Source organism: Streptomyces sp. NPDC055099, from assembly GCF_053607685.1.
This window is the reverse complement of record NZ_JBSGUA010000004.1, coordinates 226,244-241,771: the sequence shown is the minus strand read 5'-3', so window position 1 is coordinate 241,771 and position 15,528 is coordinate 226,244. Positions and strand designations below refer to the sequence as shown.

Annotated in this window: 14 protein-coding genes; 7 read left to right on the top strand and 7 right to left on the bottom strand. The window is 70.7% G+C overall.

Features of this window, described 5'->3' with window-relative positions:
- Window positions 1–20 precede the first annotated feature (20 nt).
- Complete coding sequence (locus tag ACWFRU_RS12500) at window positions 21–260, bottom strand: DUF5133 domain-containing protein (RefSeq protein WP_453686100.1); 240 nt, start codon at window positions 258–260, stop codon at window positions 21–23.
- 90 nt (window positions 261–350) lie between these two features.
- Window positions 351–1,289, bottom strand: a complete 939-nt coding sequence (locus tag ACWFRU_RS12495) for a LysR family transcriptional regulator (protein WP_453686099.1) — start codon at window positions 1,287–1,289, stop codon at window positions 351–353.
- 73 nt (window positions 1,290–1,362) lie between these two features.
- On the opposite strand from ACWFRU_RS12495, the gene ACWFRU_RS12490 reads away from it, so the two are divergent.
- Entirely contained in the window at window positions 1,363–2,190 is an 828-nt protein-coding gene (locus tag ACWFRU_RS12490; RefSeq protein WP_453686098.1) for an EamA family transporter, read from the top strand.
- Between the two features lie 100 nt (window positions 2,191–2,290).
- Here the strand turns inward: ACWFRU_RS12490 and ACWFRU_RS12485 are convergent, their stop codons facing one another.
- Window positions 2,291–3,199: an RNA polymerase sigma factor SigF gene (locus ACWFRU_RS12485; RefSeq protein WP_453686097.1), complete on the bottom strand. Its 909-nt coding sequence runs from the start codon at window positions 3,197–3,199 to the stop codon at window positions 2,291–2,293.
- 307 nt (window positions 3,200–3,506) lie between these two features.
- Between ACWFRU_RS12485 and ACWFRU_RS12480 the strand changes: the two genes are divergently transcribed.
- A complete protein-coding gene (locus tag ACWFRU_RS12480; protein WP_453686096.1) occupies window positions 3,507–4,673 on the top strand; it encodes a PP2C family protein-serine/threonine phosphatase in 1,167 nt (388 codons plus the stop codon).
- 41 nt (window positions 4,674–4,714) lie between these two features.
- On the opposite strand, the gene ACWFRU_RS12475 is transcribed toward ACWFRU_RS12480, so the two are convergent.
- A complete protein-coding gene (locus ACWFRU_RS12475) occupies window positions 4,715–5,212 on the bottom strand; it encodes a MarR family winged helix-turn-helix transcriptional regulator (RefSeq protein WP_453686095.1) in 498 nt (165 codons plus the stop codon).
- Window positions 5,213–5,605: 393 nt separating this feature from the next.
- On the opposite strand from ACWFRU_RS12475, the gene ACWFRU_RS12470 reads away from it, so the two are divergent.
- Together ACWFRU_RS12470 and ACWFRU_RS12465 are read left to right on the top strand one after the other, a co-directional pair.
- Entirely contained in the window at window positions 5,606–5,974 is a 369-nt protein-coding gene (locus ACWFRU_RS12470; RefSeq protein WP_453686094.1) for a hypothetical protein, read from the top strand.
- A gap of 208 nt (window positions 5,975–6,182) precedes the next feature.
- Complete coding sequence (locus ACWFRU_RS12465) at window positions 6,183–7,622, top strand: exo-alpha-sialidase (protein WP_453686093.1); 1,440 nt, start codon at window positions 6,183–6,185, stop codon at window positions 7,620–7,622.
- A gap of 62 nt (window positions 7,623–7,684) precedes the next feature.
- Here ACWFRU_RS12465 and ACWFRU_RS12460 read toward each other — a convergent pair whose 3' ends face one another.
- Entirely contained in the window at window positions 7,685–9,304 is a 1,620-nt protein-coding gene (locus ACWFRU_RS12460) for a VWA domain-containing protein (RefSeq protein WP_453686092.1), read from the bottom strand.
- Window positions 9,305–9,320: 16 nt separating this feature from the next.
- Window positions 9,321–10,520, bottom strand: coding sequence for an AAA family ATPase (locus ACWFRU_RS12455; RefSeq protein WP_453686091.1), 1,200 nt, complete (start codon window positions 10,518–10,520; stop codon window positions 9,321–9,323).
- A 172-nt stretch (window positions 10,521–10,692) separates the two neighbouring features.
- Here ACWFRU_RS12455 and ACWFRU_RS12450 point away from each other — a divergent pair, with 172 nt between their 5' ends.
- The gene (locus ACWFRU_RS12450; RefSeq protein WP_453686090.1) at window positions 10,693–13,104 is read left to right on the top strand and encodes a phosphoketolase family protein; all 2,412 of its coding nucleotides are present in this window, start codon (window positions 10,693–10,695) and stop codon (window positions 13,102–13,104) included.
- 114 nt (window positions 13,105–13,218) lie between these two features.
- Entirely contained in the window at window positions 13,219–13,836 is a 618-nt protein-coding gene (locus ACWFRU_RS12445; protein ID WP_453686089.1) for a TOPRIM nucleotidyl transferase/hydrolase domain-containing protein, read from the top strand.
- A gap of 36 nt (window positions 13,837–13,872) precedes the next feature.
- Here the strand turns inward: ACWFRU_RS12445 and ACWFRU_RS12440 are convergent, their stop codons facing one another.
- Window positions 13,873–14,115, bottom strand: a complete 243-nt coding sequence (locus tag ACWFRU_RS12440) for a DUF6411 family protein (protein ID WP_367047630.1) — start codon at window positions 14,113–14,115, stop codon at window positions 13,873–13,875.
- A gap of 170 nt (window positions 14,116–14,285) precedes the next feature.
- On the opposite strand from ACWFRU_RS12440, the gene ACWFRU_RS12435 reads away from it, so the two are divergent.
- Entirely contained in the window at window positions 14,286–15,509 is a 1,224-nt protein-coding gene (locus ACWFRU_RS12435; RefSeq protein ID WP_453686088.1) for a phospholipase D-like domain-containing protein, read from the top strand.
- Window positions 15,510–15,528: the final 19 nt, after the last annotated feature.

The window sequence follows — 15,528 nt, the reverse complement described above, 5'->3', positions numbered from 1 at the left end:
GCAGCACCCCTTTGGATGCCTCACGGAAGGGCTTCGCCCGACAGGAGGGAGTCGTCGGTGGGGCGGGCGCCGGGCAGTTGATGGCTGGCGGCGACCAGGGCGGCGTCGATGTCGCTGGTGCCGGTGGCCAGGCACAGGCTGTAGGCGACGTCTTCGTACTCCTGGCGGCTTTCGGGACTTCCCTGGTCGGCCCGCAGCACGGCCAGGGCCTTGTAACGTTCCACCAGATCCGCCAGGACCACGGGGTGTGCCAGCAGCATGAGCATCCTCTCTCGGGGCGCGGTGCGTCCATCGCTCCGCCCGTGTGCCCGTGGAAGATCAGATCAATCGAAGCCCAGGTGAGGCGAGGCTCACTTCCCGGCGGACTCTGCCGACGCCTCTGTGTGAGCGGTGGCCGCCTCACCCAGAGCGTGCAGTCCGGCCGCCACCAGAGGGTGGGACGCGCTGCCGCGCCGTACGGCGGTCAGGAAGCGGCGCGCGGGAACGGGCGTGCCCAGCAACGGGACCCGGGTGACCGTGTGCTGGGGGAGCGGCACGATCCTCGGCATGAGACAGACGCCGAACCCCCTGGCGACGAGCGAGGAGACCGCGTACCACTCCTTGACCTGATGGGTGACGCGCGGCGTGAAGCCGGCCGCCGTGCACGCCGCCATCACCAGCGGGTAGGTGTCGTTGTTCGCCTTCTTGACGAGCCATGACTCCCCGGCGGCTTCCGTGAGTCCGACTCCTTCGGGCCGGGCGAGCCGGTGCCCGACCGGAACCAGCAGGTCCTGGCGGTCGGTCAGCAACGGGGACTGCTCGAAGCGGGGGTCCGTGACGGGTGGTGCGTCGGGGCCTGGCAGCACGAGGGCCACGTCGGTCTCGTCGGCCAGGAGCATCCGGTAGCACTCGGCGCTCTCCTCCTCGACGATCAGCGTCTCCAGCAGCGGGTGGGTCTCCCGCAGCCGGGCAGCGGCCGGAGCGCCGAGCGCGGCCAGCGCCGAGGACACCCCGCACATCCGCAGCGTGCCGCGGGCGCCCTGGGCTCCCGCGCCTTGTCGGGCCAATTCCGCCTGGGCCGCCTCCCATTGCGCCCGCAGGGCGTCGGCGTGCCGGAGCACGATGTGCGCGGCCGGTGTCAGGCGTACGCGACGCCCCTCGGGGCGCAGCAGTTCGACCCCCAGATCACGGGCAAGCAGACGCAGTTGCTGGGAGACGGCCGAGGGGGTCAGATGCAGGGCCCCCGCGGTCGCGGTGACCGTGCCGTGCTCGGCGAGCGCTTGAAGGACGTACAGCCGGTGGTCAATCATGTAGCGAAGGCTAAAGGGTTTCGTGCATTTTCATTTGCTGGACGTGCACGGTCGGGGTGCAGAGCCTTGAGGCATGACGAAGCTTCCCGCTCCCGCGCTGATGCTCGGCAGCGTGCTGAGCCTTCAGTTCGGGCAGGCCTTCGGCAGGCAACTCGCCGACGCCGTCGGTGCGTCCGGGGCCGTCGCCCTGCGCCTCGGTCTGGCGGCGGTGCTCCTGCTGCTCCTCTACCGCCCCTCGCTGCCGCGCAGCCGTAGGGAGGCGGCCCTGGTCCTAGGCTTCGGGACGGCCATCGCCGGGATGAACCTGATCTATCCCGCGCTGCTTCTGCTGCCGTTGGGACTGGCCAGTGCGCTTCAGCTCCTCGGCCCGATCACCTTGGCCGTGCTGACCTCGCGTCGTGTGCGTGACGTGGGCTGCGCCGTCCTTGCCGGTTGCGGGGTGTTCCTCTTCCAGGTCCCCCGCGGTTCCGGCTTTCCGCTCCCCGGGGTGTTCCTCGCGCTGGCCGCGGGGGCATCGATGGCCGCCTACCTGCTCCTGAGCAAGAAAGCGGGCGACAGGAGCGCGGGGGGCGGTCCGCTGGCCCTCGCGGTGACGTGGGCGGCCGTGCTGACACTCCCGCTGGGTGTGGCGGACCAGGGGGCCGATCTGTTTGCCCTTCCGATCCTGCTGCCGGCGGCCGTGGTGGCCGTGCTCTCGGCGGTCATCCCGTACTCCCTGGAACTGGCGGCCCTGCGGCGGTTGCCGGTCCGCACGGTGAGCGTGCTGATCAGTCTGGAGCCGGCGAGCGCGGGCCTGGCGGGCGTACTGGTCCTCGGCGAGGACCTGGGCGTCACGCAGTGGGTCGCGCTGGGATGCGTGGGAGCGGCGAGCGCGGGCGCGGCAAGGGCCCCGGAGCGCTGATGGCGCTCCGGGGCCCGCAGTTGGTGTCGTGTCGTTAAGGCTGTCTGGTGAAAGGGTCTGGCGAGTACGTGGCGTCCAGGTGCGCCGGCCGGCCGTGGCGTCAGGCCAGCATGCCCCTACGCAGCTTGTTCAGGGTGCCGGTCAGCAGGCGGGAGATGTGCATCTGGGAGACGCCGAGTTCGGAACCGATCTGCGACTGCGTCATCTCCTGGCCGAAGCGCAGTTCGAGGATGCGGCGCTCCCGGTCGTCGAGCTCTTCGAGGAGCGGTGCCAGGGTGTGCAGATTCTCCACCGCCTCCATGGCCGGGTCGGGTCCGCCCATCACATCGGCCAGCGTCCGCGTCGGCGTGGTCGCGTTCTCACCGCCGTCGGTGGGCGCCTCCAGGGAACCCGCGGTGTAGCCGTTCGAGGCGACGAGGCCGTCGATGACCTCCTGCTCGGTCAGGTCCAGGTACTCGGCGAGCTCCTTGACGGTCGGGTCGTGGTCAAGATGGGCGGAGAGCTCCTCCTTGGCCTTGGCGAGCTCCACACGCAGCTCCTGGAGGCGGCGCGGCACATGCACGGCCCAGGTGGTGTCGCGGAAGAACCGCTTGATCTCGCCGAGGATGTAAGGAACGGCGAACGTGGCGAACTCGACCTCACGGCTGAGGTCGAACCGGTCGATCGCCTTGATCAGGCCGATGGTGCCGACCTGGATGATCTCTTCCATGTCGCCGTTGCCGCGATTGCGGAACCGCCGGGCAGCGAACTGCACCAGCGTCAGGTTCATCTCGATAAGGGTGTTGCGTGCGTACTGGTACTCGTGCGTGCCTTCTTCCAAGGTCTGCAGCCGGTCGAAGAACATCTTCGACAGCGCCCGGGCATCCTTGGGGGCGACCTTGTCCGTGTCCTCGATCCACGGCAGATCACCCTCAATGGCGGACGCCTCGGTCGAGGCATGCGCGTCGAGCGCGGCCGACGTCTCGTCCGCATGTGCGGTCTCGGCAGCCTGTTCAGAGATCAGTGACATGTCTCTACCTCCCCTGGTGTACGAAGCTTCCTCGTACCGCCCCTGCCCCGGCTCAAGTCATGCATGTGCGTTAACCCAAATTTTCTTGCTGTGGGGAAATAGTTGTCTCCGTGCATCGTACGATGTGGGAGGTTGCCCGGCTTCGGCCTGGCATTCGCCCAAACCTGACAGCCTCAGCCACCGGAGTGACTCTTCGGGCGCGCCGTGTTGGACTGAGTGCATGTCCCCGAACGCCGAAGGCCGACGGAGCGGGGAGGCTGTCGGCCGGGCCTTCAATTCGGCGTGGCTAAACGAGAAGCAGGATCACGTGGACAGATTCGCTGCCGTCGAGCGGGCGCTGCGCAACGCGGCGCCCCATTTGCTGCTCGATGTCGTGACGGGGGCGTTGCGCGAGGAGTACGGCGCCGAGAAGGTGGAACTGCGGCTCGCCGACTACGGCTTGACCACCCTGCAGATGGTGGAGGAAGTGCCGTTCACCACCGAGCCGGTGCCGATCCACGACAGTCCGCAGGGCAGGGCCTTCGGCGCCCAGGAACCTCGCGTCGAGTCAAAGGGCGGCGAGGGCGCGGCGACGATACATCTGCCGGTGACGGTCCGGGGGGACCGCATGGGTGTACTGACGGTCACCATCCCCGAGAGCCGCTTCGAGCTGGCGCACCTGCCGGAGATCCAGCGCGTCTGCGAGGCGCTGGGCCACGAGATCCTGGTCGCCGAACGCGACACCGATCTGTACCTCCTCGCGCGCAGGGCCGTCCGCCTCACGCTCGCCGCCGAGATGCAGTGGCAGCTGCTGCCCGGCCGCTCGGTGTCGCGTCCGGAGTTCCAGCTCGGCGCCCACCTCGAGCCCGCGTACGCGATCTTCGGCGACAACTTCGACTGGTCGGTCTCCTCGCAGCACCTGACGCTCACCGTGACCAACGGGATGGGCCAGGGGATGGAGGCGGCGCTCCTGACCAATCTCGTGGTGAGCTCGCTGCGCAACGCCCGCCGCGCGGGACTCGACCTGGCCGGTCAGGCCAGCCTCGCCGACCAGGCCGTCTACGCGCAGTACCGCGGCGAGCTGCACGCCTCCGTCCTGCTGCTGCGCTTCGATCTCGCCACCGGCGAGGTGGAGGTCGTCGACGCCGGATCGCCCCGCATGTGGAGGTACCGCGACCGGACGGTCGAGCCCGTCGACTTCGATGCGCAGCTCCCCCTCGGCATGTTCGAGGAGACGGCCTACGTCGCGGAGCGTCTGCGCCTGGAACCGGGTGACCGCATCCTGGTCAGCAGCGACGGGGTCTACGAGAGCGTCTCGAAGGCGGGCGAGCGGTACGGGGAGCGGGCGCTGGCGCGGTCCCTGTCGGCGCACCGCCTGCTTCCCGCGGCGCAGGTGCCGCAGGCGGTGCTGCGTGATCTCGCGGAGTACCGGGGTGCGCTGCCCCTGGAGGACGACGCTCTCGTGGTCTGCCTCGACTGGTTCGGACGGCAGTAAAGAGCCGAGGGCGGGCCGGCCTGAGCGCTCAGCGGTGTGGTCTAACCGACCGAGCGCCAGGTTCTGGCCCCCTCGTCGTCCTTGTCGGACGCCGTCGCCACCTCACGAAAGCCCCTGAGTCCTTCGAGCAGGGCGCGGCGCGCCTTGGGCGGCATGGCCTCGATGGTGGCCATCAGGATGCTCTCGCGCCGCTTGCGCAGGTCGGCGAGGTAGGCCCTGCCGTGGCCGGTGAGGCGTAGCTCCAGTTCCCGTCTGCTGACCGGACTGGGCGTGCGCTCGATCAACCCGGTGGCCTGGAGTCGGTCGCACAGGCGGCTCACCGAGGGGGGAGCCGATCCGAGGGCCTCGGAGAGCATGCGCAGGTTGATGCCCTCCTCGCGGTCCAGTGCGTACAGCACGCGCAACTGGGACGGGGACACGGGCCCGGTCGGGACGGCCTCACGTCCCTGTTCCCACATGACTTCGAGCAGTTCGATGAACTCGGAACCCGCATGAGCCGCATCCCGGGACCAGCGATCGGGTTCGGGACTCAGACCCATATCGATGACACTCCCTCCGTCAGACCGCGTCGGCCTCAGCGAGCTTCTCCCGGTTGACGGGGCACAGGACGAGGGGGCGCCGGTGGGGCATGCGCACCGGATCGCGTCTCGGCGCAGGCGGTTGTGCGACGAAGCATAGTGGAAACCGGCCTCAGCTTCGCTGGCCGGTCAGTGATTCGAGGAACGATTCACCGCTCCGCGCGCCGGACGGCGCCAAGATTCCGGGCGTCCGGCATCAACAACGCGTAAAGACTGCCGGGATACGGCAATGCGCCGAAGCTGCCCCGCCGACCAGTATGAGCAGCGCAGGAACGGGGGGCCGGTCCTGGTGCCGGGTCGCGTGAGCGGGATCCGGCACCAGGACCTGAGCCGCGGCGGAGGCGAGGGGGAGCGATGGGGGAGTTCCTTCACGCCGTCGCCGGGTTCCCGGCCATTCTCTTCAGTGCGGCGCTGCCCGTGGTCCTGTGCTTCTGGCTGCTCGTCGCGCTCGGCGGCGCCGATGCCGACAGCTTCGACGCGGATGTGGATGCCGGTGCGGTGGGGCTCGGCGGGGTGCCGGTCGCCGTGGCGGCGACCCCGCTGACCGTGGTGGGCTGGCTGGTCAGCCTGACCGGGTCGATCGTGATCGGGCGGACCGCGGCCTCCGGTCTCGCGCACATCGCGGCAGACGTCGTTCTCCTCTGTCTCTCCCTCCTGGTCGCCTGGGGCGTGACGCGGAACCTCATACGGCTGATCAGCCGCAGCGCGACCCCATCCGCGTAGGCCCCGTCCGGCATAAGACGTCTGCTGTCGTCTCGGTGGCCTGGTGTTCTGCCGTGCCGCGACGCCGCCCTGTTTGTTTCGGCCGCGCGCGTCACCGCTCCGGCGCCGTTCTTGATCGCGACGATGGACGCGACCCGCCTGCGCTCCACCTGGCTCCAGCGCCTACGACCACCACGCGGGACCCCGCGGAACCCAAGGATGACCGTCCATGCAGCGAAGAATCCCCCTCGCCCTGCTGTCCGCCGCGGCGCTCGTCGTCACCGCGACCGGTACCGCACACGGCGACCCCGGAGCCCCGGGCGAGCTGACCTCCCAGGACCTGACCACCAACGGAGTGGGCTCGCCCCACTACCGCATCCCCGCCCTGACCACTTCGGTGCGGGGCACCCTGCTCGCGGCCTACGACGCCAGGCCCTCCCTCGGTGACCTGCCGGGCAACCTCGGCGTCGTCCTGCGCCGGAGCACCGACGGCGGCGAGACGTGGCAGGCGCAGCAGGTGGTGCGCAAGGACCCCGCGCCCAAGGGGCACGGCGATCCGAGCCTGCTCGTCGACCGCACGACCGGCCGGATCTTCGTGTTCTACGCCTCCTCGGTGAACCAGGGGTTCCCCGGCTCGGGCACCGGCAACGACGCGAGCGACCCCGACATCCTCCAGGCCGACTACAGCTACTCGGACGACGACGGGATGACCTGGACCCACCGGCGCCTCACCGAACAGCTCAAGGACCCCTCCTGGGCGGGCATGTTCGCGGCGTCGGGCGAGGGCATCCAACTGCGGCACGGCCCGCACAAGGGGCGCCTCGTCCAGCAGTACGCGATCCGCATCGACGGCGCCAACTACGCGGCGAGCGCCTACAGCGACGACCACGGGGCCACCTGGAAGATGGGCCACCCGGTCGGTCCCGGCGGCGACGAGAACAAGACCGTCGAGCTGTCCGACGGAAGGATCATGCTCAACAACCGATCGAAGCCCTACCGCACGATCGCGTACTCGACCGACGGCGGCGTCACCTACACTCCGTTCGAACAGGACACACGGCTCATCGACCCCGCGAACAACGCCTCGATCATGCGGTACGAGCCCGGAGCCCCGGCCTCGCACCCACGGTCCTCATGGCTGCTGTTCAGCAACACCGAGGACACCACGAAGCGGCGCAACCTCACCGTGAAGATGTCCTGCGACAACGGCAGGACGTGGCCGGTCAGAAAGGTCGTTGACCCGGGCGCCGCGGCCTACTCGACGCTGACCAAGCTCCCGGACGGGCGCGTCGGACTGCTCTACGAGCGCGGCGGCTACGCCCACATCACCTACGCGGCCTTCGACCTGGACTGGCTGGGCGGCACCTGCGCGGACATCACGATCGCCCCGCCCGCGACCCTGAGGGCGGGCGTGAGGGGCAAGGTGGAGGTGAGGGTGGTCAACCGGATGGAGACGCCCCGCGCTCAGGGCACCCTCGATCTCACGGTGCCCGACGGGTGGACGACGCGCCAGGTCACCGTGCCCGCGCTCGACCCCGGCCAAGGGGCGACGGTCAAGGTCCCGGTCACCGTGCCCTCGGATGCCTCGGGCAGCTTCGAACTGACCGCCACCTACCAAACCGGCGGCAAGCGGGCCTCGCGGGGCGCGACGGTGGCGATCACTCCCTAGCCCGCATCGGACGCCCGCCCTCCGCGACGGGTTCCAGGCGGGTGCTCCGCGCGTGACGGCGGTCAGATCACGCGGAACAGATCGGCGGCCGCGTGGACATCGGTGAGGTCCTCGATGGCGCGGAGGTTGTCGCACAGCGCATCGAGGACCGAGCCAGCCTCGGCGGCGGGCGGGGCGCCGACGGCCACGCCGAAGACGCGGAACCCCAGCCGGTGCCGGGCGCTGTTCCAGCCGCGCATCCACTCCTCGGTGACGCCGCATTCGTCGTCGGTGAGCATCACGATGTCGCCGCGCGCACGGGCGGCGTCGTCGAACTCCTCCTCCAGCAGCCCGACGGCCGCCGACAGCGGCCTCTGGTAGCTGGTCCCGCCGCCGAGGAAGGTCTCCGCGAAGTCGAGCACGCGGGCGATGTCGGCGCCCTCCGCGGCCGGGAAGCGGAACACCTGGAGCTTGTCGGCGGCGGCGAACAGGATGCCGACGAAGTCACGTCCCGCATGGCGGGCCTGATCGAGGAGGGCCAGGGCGCACCCCTTGGCCCACGCCTCCCGGGTGACCCCGCCCGGACCCTCCACGTACATGGAGTGCGAGGTGTCCACGCACGCGATGACGGCGCCCTTGCCGGTGCTCTGCTCGCCCTGGCTGTCGTAGAGCATCAGTTCCCCGGCGGCGTAGCGCGCGGCGAACACCGCCCGCAGCTCGGGCAGGCCCAGGTTGGCGAGTTCGGAGGGGATCACGCGCGAGAGGTCGTCGCCGAGTGTGACGCCGATCAGTTCGCCGTTGGCGTTCTCCACCTTGCGGGCGCGTTCGCCGTCGGCCATCTGCCGGAAGCGGCCGATCAGTTCGGCCCACCGCGCGAGGCGGCTGGTGCGCAGGCGTTCGGCGAGTCGGGCCCGCTGCTCGAACGGCAGCCGTTCGAGTTCGCCGGGGCCGACGCCCCAGGCCCGCATCAGGGCGGCCTCGTCCCGCACGGCCCGGGCAGCGCGCGCCGCCGCGCCCTGCGTCGCGGCTCGGACACCGGGAGCCGCCGCCCCGAGAGCCTGCTCGGCATCCCGGGATGCCTTCCGCGCGGCCGCCTCTGCGGACTCGGCGGCCTCGATCGCCGCGCGGAGGGAGTCCGCGGCAGGGGCGGGCACGGAGCCTTGCTCGTCGGCCCCGTCCGCGGCCTGCCGGAGGGCCTCGTCCACGGCGGCCGCCGCCTCCCCGGCGCCCTGCTCGGCCTTGTCCGCGCGCTCGGCTCGCTCCTGTGCCTCGCGGGAGCGGTCGAGGAGTCGGCGCAGCGCGGGGGCCTGGGCGAGGACGGCCATGGCGGCGGCGTAGGGGTCCCCGGCCGTCTCCCGGTGCAGCTCGGCGAACTCCGGCGACTCCATCAGGGAGGCGATGACCTGGTGGTTGACCAGCCGTGAGGGGGCCATCCGCGCACGCTCGTGAAGACGCGGTCCTGCCTGGTACGCGGCCAGGAACACGTCGGTCAGGAGGTCCGTGGCATCGGCGTACCGCTGGTTCAGCTCCTCGGCGAGCTCGCGCAGTCCGGCCGACTGCTCAAGGGTGTCGCGCCACGCGATCTGCTCGAACCGGTCCGCGACCACGGCCGCGGTGTGCCGCTCGGCGCCGGGGGCCGCAGCGCCGAGCCATCTCCCGGCCTGCTGCGTCAGCTCGTCGAGCCTGCTCGGCGTCTCGTCCATGCGTCCGCCCCCGGGGTCAGAGCTGGGCCTGCACCATGCTCGCGTCCACGCCGAGTGCCTCGGTGAGAACGCGGGCGCGGACGGCGCGCTGGCGGCCGGTGACCCGGTCGATGGCCGCGGTGGAACGGCCCGCGCCCGCCGCCTCCGCGCGCAGCGTCTCCAGGCGCTTTCCCGCCATGGCGAGCTTGTTGTGGGCCTTCTTGATGACCCAGTCGCTCAGCGCCTCGCGGGACTGCCCGGCCATCGCGTCGAGCTGGGTCTCTATCTCCTCGATGGCGTCGGCCAGTTCGAGCGCCTCCTTCGCGTCGGGGTTGACCAGTTGCAGCACCTCGCGCTCGACGGTCGGGCGCTCGGCGGGGGAGTCCCACAGCACATGGGTCAGGACCGACAGGTCGCTCTCGGCCACCGCCGGGCGGTCGTCGAGATACGCGGACGCCTGGAGCAGCCCCACCGCCTGCCGCCAGCGGCGGTCGGAGGCGATGAGTTCCTTGCGGCGCAGGGCGGCCCGCAGGGTGCACACCGCGTCCACGATCGCGTCAGGGACGTCCACGGCCGGGACGGCTTCGGCCACGGCGTGCTGCAACGCGCCCAGGGCGACCGTGGTCCGGTGCGGCGCCGCGGGGCGGCCGACGGCCGAGCGCACCAGCGCGGCGAAGTTCGAGGGGTCCGCGAGGTAGCCGACCTCGATCCGCACGAGGAGCCGGTCGTAGATCGCGGCGGAGTCCTCCCCGGCGGGCAGTTCGTTGCTCGCCGTGATGGCCCCGATCAGCGGGCAGCGGATCGGTTCACCGCCGCTCTCGGGGTGGTAGATCCGCTCGTTGAGGAAGCCAAGGGTCTCGTTCAGGGCCGCCGTGGAGCACTTGAAGATCTCGTCGATGAACGCCACGTGCGCGGTCGTGGCACGGCCCTCGTAGACCTGGCGGTGCTCGCCCCTGGCCAGCGCGGCGACGTCGACGGGACCGAACATCCTCGTCGGCGCGGTGAACTTCGACAGCAGGATCTCCCAGTACGACGCGCCGTCGACCCTGCCCGTGAGCTCGCGGGCCATCTCGGACTTCGCGGTGCCGGGCGGTCCGAGGATCAGCGAGTGCTGTCCGGCGAGCAGCGTCACCACCAGCGTCCGCACCACGTCGGCCCGCTCGTAGAAACGGTCCGACAGCTCGTCACTGATCGCCCGCAGCCTCTTGGCCGTGTCCCGCTCTTCCGGTGTCCCCACCAGTTCCCCTTCGCTTTCCGTACGGCCCGTTCGCCCGAGCACGATAGCTGTGTAGATCTCTCCGAGTGGGAACCCGGGGGCGTTGAACGTGCGTCCGGCCGACTCCGGGAGGCGTGTGGTCCTGCGCGCCGTTACGTTGAGCGTGGCCGGTCATCTATCGGAAGGAACAGCCATGGGCGACCCCGAGGTGTACCCGGCCTCACCCTCTGAACCCCCCTCCGACGCCGAACTGAAGGCGCTGGCACGGTACTGGAGGGCAGCGAACTACCTCTCGGTGGGCCAGATCTATCTGATGGACAACGCCCTCCTGCGACGCCCCCTCGCCGTCGAGGACATCAAGCCACGTCTCCTGGGCCATTTCGGTACCTCGCCCGGCCTCAACCTCGTGCACGCGCACCTCAACCGGGTCATCAAGGCGCGGAACTTGGACACCGTCTGCGTCTGGGGCCCGGGACACGGCGGGCCCGCCGTCCTGGCCAACTCGTGGCTCGACGGCACGTACACCGAGACCTATCCCGACATCACCCGCGACGAGGAGGGGATGACCCGCCTCTTCCGTCAGTTCTCGTTCCCCGGCGGAGTGCCGAGCCATGTCGCCCCCGAGACGCCCGGCTCCATCCACGAGGGCGGCGAGCTCGGCTACTCCCTCTCGCACGCCTACGGAGCCGCCTTCGACAACCCGGACCTGCTGTCGGTGTGCGTCATCGGCGACGGCGAGTCCGAGACCGGACCGCTGGCCGCCTCCTGGCACTCCAACACGTTCCTCGACCCGGTGCACGACGGCGCGGTGCTGCCCGTCCTGCACCTGAACGGCTACAAGATCGCCAACCCGACGATCCCGGCCCGGCTGCCCCAGGACCAGCTCGACGAACTGATGCGCGGGTACGGGTACGAACCCGTGCACGTCACCGGCGACGACCCCATGGCGGTCCACCGGGACTTCGCCGTCGCCCTCGACCGCTGCCTGGACCGCATCGCGGCGATCCAGCGCGAGGCCAGGGCCGCCGGGGACGCCGAGCGCGCCAAGGACGCCCCGGCACCCCGCTGGCCCATGATCGTGCTCCGTACCCCCAAGGGCTGGACCGGCCCCAAGACGGTGGACGGCAAACCGGTGGAGGGCACCTGGCGCGCGCACCAGGTGCCGCTCTCCAACGTCAGGGAGAGCGCCGAGCACCGCCGGCAGCTGGAGGAATGGCTGCGCTCCTACCGCCCCGAGGAACTGTTCGACGCCCAGGGGCGCCCGGCGGCCGGACTTCTCGACATCGCCCCGTCGGGCAAGCTGCGCCTGGGCGCCAACCCGCACGCCAACGGCGGGCTGCTCCTGCGCTCGCTGCCGCTGAGGCCGCTCGAGGAGTTCGCGGTCGACGTGGACAAGCCGGGCGCCACCCTCAACGAGCCGACGCGGGTCCTCGGCGGCTACCTGCGCCAGGTGATGGCCGACACCGCCGAGCGGCGAGACTTCCGGCTCGTCGGCCCGGACGAGACGGCGTCCAACCGGCTCGACGACGTCTACGGGGCATCCGGAAAGGCCTGGCAGGAAGAGATCCACGACGTCGACGAACACCTCACCCGGCACGGGCGGGTGATGGAGATCCTCTCCGAGCACACCTGCCAAGGCTGGCTTGAGGGCTACCTCCTGACGGGGCGGCACGGACTGTTCTCCTGCTACGAGGCGTTCGTGCACATCGTCGACTCGATGGTCAACCAGCACATCAAATGGCTGCGCACCACCCGCGAGTTGCCCTGGCGCGCACCGATCGCCTCGCTCAACTACCTGCTGACCTCCCACGTATGGCGCCAGGACCACAACGGCTTCTCGCACCAGGACCCGGGCTTCATCGGACACGTCCTCAACAAGAGTCCGGAGGCCGTACGGGTCTACCTGCCCCCGGACACCAACACGCTGTTGTCCACCGCCGAGCACTGCCTCGCCTCACGTGACTACGTGAACGTCGTCGTGGCCGGCAAGCAGCCCGGCTTCGACTGGCTGAGCCTCGACGACGCGCGGGCCCACTGCGCGCGGGGCGCCGGAGTGTGGACCTGGGCCGGAACGGAAGCCCCCGACCAGGAGCCGGACGTCGTCCTTGCCTGCGCCGGGGACGTACCCACCCTGGAGGTGCTCGCCGCCGCGAGCCTGCTGCGCAGCCACTTGCCGGAACTCGCGGTGCGCGTGGTCAACGTGGTGGACATCGCGCGGCTGATGCCGGAGGGCGAGCATCCGCACGGCATGCCGGACGCGGAGTTCGACGCGCTGTTCACCCGCGACAAGCCGGTCATCTTCGGCTTCCACGGCTACCCGTGGCTGGTGCACCGCCTCGCCTACCGGCGTGCCGTCCACCCGCACCTGCATGTGCGCGGCTACAAGGAACGCGGCACGACCACCACGCCCTTCGACATGGTCGTCGCCAACGACCTGGACCGCTTCCGCCTGGTGATGGACGTTGTCGACCGGGTGCCCGGCCTCGGCGTCCGCGCGGTCGAGGTACGCCAGCGGATGAAGGACGCGCGACTGCGCCACCACGCCTACGTGCGGGCGCACGGCGTGGACCTGCCGGAGGTACGGGACTGGTCCTGGCAGGACTGACCGGCGAGGGTGAGGACAAGGGCGCGCGGGTGCGGCCCCGCGAAGGCGGGGCAGGCTGATCCGGCCGTCGAATATCGCGTGCCGTGGCGCCGGTGACCGTGCAGACTCGCCCCCATGGCGGACATGGGGGCGTTTCGGGACGCGGTCACCGACTGGGCGGCCGGCGGGCCCGGCGGGACGGCGAGTGAGTTGGCCGTGCGCGTGGGCGTGCGGACGGCGGTGCTGCTCGAAGGGCCGAGCGACCGCGAGGCCGTCGAGGCGCTGGCCGCGCGGCGCGGCCGGGACCTGGCCGCCGAAGGGGTGTGTGTCGTCGCGATGGGCGGCGCGATGAGCATCGGCCGTTACGCCGAGCTCCTCGGGCCGCCCGGTCTCGGCCTGCGGCTGGCGGGCCTGTGCGATGTGGGCGAACAGCGCTTCTACGACCGCGGTCTGGAGCGGGCCCGGGCGCCGCGCCGGGACTTCTTCGTCTGCGTGGCGGACCTGGAGGACGAACTCATCCGCGCGCTGGGCACGGCGAGGGTCGAGGAGACCGTCCGGGACGGGGGCGACCTGCGCGCCTGGCAGACCTTCCTGCGTCAGCCGGCGCAGCACGAGCGCCCCCGCGGACAGCAGTTGCGGCGCTTCCTCGGCACGAAGAAGGGCCGCAAGATCCGCTACGGCCGCCTCCTCGTCGAGGCCCTCGACCCGGAGCTGACACCAGCCCCGCTCGACGATCTCCTGGCGAGCTTGTGAGCCGGGTCCTTGTGCGCCGGGTGCTTGTCAGCCGGGTCAGAAGGGCATGCGGCCGCGCGTCCGCCGGCCGGCCGAGCCACTGCGGCCCACGGCCTTGGAACTGCTGCGGAACGGCTTGCTGAAGAGCCGGCCGAGGATGCCGGGAGCCTTGCTTCCGGCGCGTGAACCGGCTCCCAACGTGCGTTGGGTCCCCCGCTCGGGGTGCCGGGAAAGACGCGGCACGAAGAACGCGAGAACGGCCAGAACGATACAGACAGCGACTATGCCGACAATGATCACGAAAGGCTCCCTGTGTCGAGGCGTGAGTGCCGTGTGCCCGGCCGGGCGAGGTGTATGCGCGGGGGCCCGACGGCCCCGGCACGACGACCGGTACAGTCGGCTCGCCGCTCAGCCCGTGCCGGACCGGGCGCGGCCTGATGACTCCCTTCGCGTACCGGCCAGGTGACACCATGACCAGTACGCAGGAACCGCCCGAGCTGACCCCGGGGACGCGCGGCGGGACGGGCGCGCCGTCCACAGATGACCGCGTCACGCGGATAAGACGGCGCCTTGAGCGGCTGATAGGCATCGCGGCGACCGAGGGCAACGCGCTCACGCCCCTGCGCAACGGGGACGAGATCTTCGCGGCCATGCTCGCCGGAATCCGCCGGGCCGAGCACACCGTGGACATGATGACCTTCGTGTACTGGAAGGGTGACATCGCTCACCAGTTCGCCGAGGCGCTCGCGGAGCGGGCCCGTGCCGGGGTGCGCGTGCGACTGCTCCTCGACGGGTTCGGCAGCCGCCTGATCGAGAGCGAGCAGCTCGACGCGATGGACCGGGCCGGGGTGCAGGTGGCGTGGTTCCGCAAGCCGCTGTACCTCTCGCCGCTCAAGCAGAACCACCGCTGCCACCGCAAGGTTCTCGTCGTCGACGAGGTGAGCGCGTTCACGGGCGGGGTGGGAATCGCGCAGGAGTGGTGCGGCGACGCACGCAACGAGAACGAGTGGCGCGACACCCATGTCGAGGTCCGCGGGCCCGCGGTGGACGGCATCGCCGCGGCGTTCGCGCAGAACTGGGCGGAGAGCCACGACGAACTCTTCGACGAGCGCGACCGGTTCGTCGAGCAGCGTCCGCAGGGCGACGCCATCGTGCAGGTGGTGCGCGGTTCGGCCAGCCTCGGCTGGCAGGACATGCAGACCCTGATCCGGGTGATGCTGGAGTCCGCCGAGGAGCGCTTCCGGCTGTCCACCGCGTACTTCTCCCCGGACGCGTACTTCATCGAGCTGCTGTGTGCCACCGCGCGGCGCGGCGTCGAGGTGGAGATCCTGCTGCCGGGCCCGCACACCGACAAGCGGGTCAGCCACCTCGCCGGCCAGCACTACTACGAGGACCTCACCGCGTGCGGGGTGAAGATCTTCCAGTACCAGCCGACGATGATGCACGCCAAGATCATCACGGTCGACGGTGTCGCCTCGCTCATCGGCTCGACGAACTTCAACCGCCGCTCCCTCGATCACGACGAGGAGGTCATGCTCGCGGTCCTGGACCCGGAGTTCACCGCACGGCTCGACGAGCACTTCGACGACGACGTGACGGTCAGCGACCTGATCCGGCCGGGTCGCTGGAAGCGGCGCTCGGTGCTGCAACGGGCCCGCGAACTGTCCGTGCGCCCGATCCGCCGCTTCCTCTGACGGACCCGGACCCGGACCT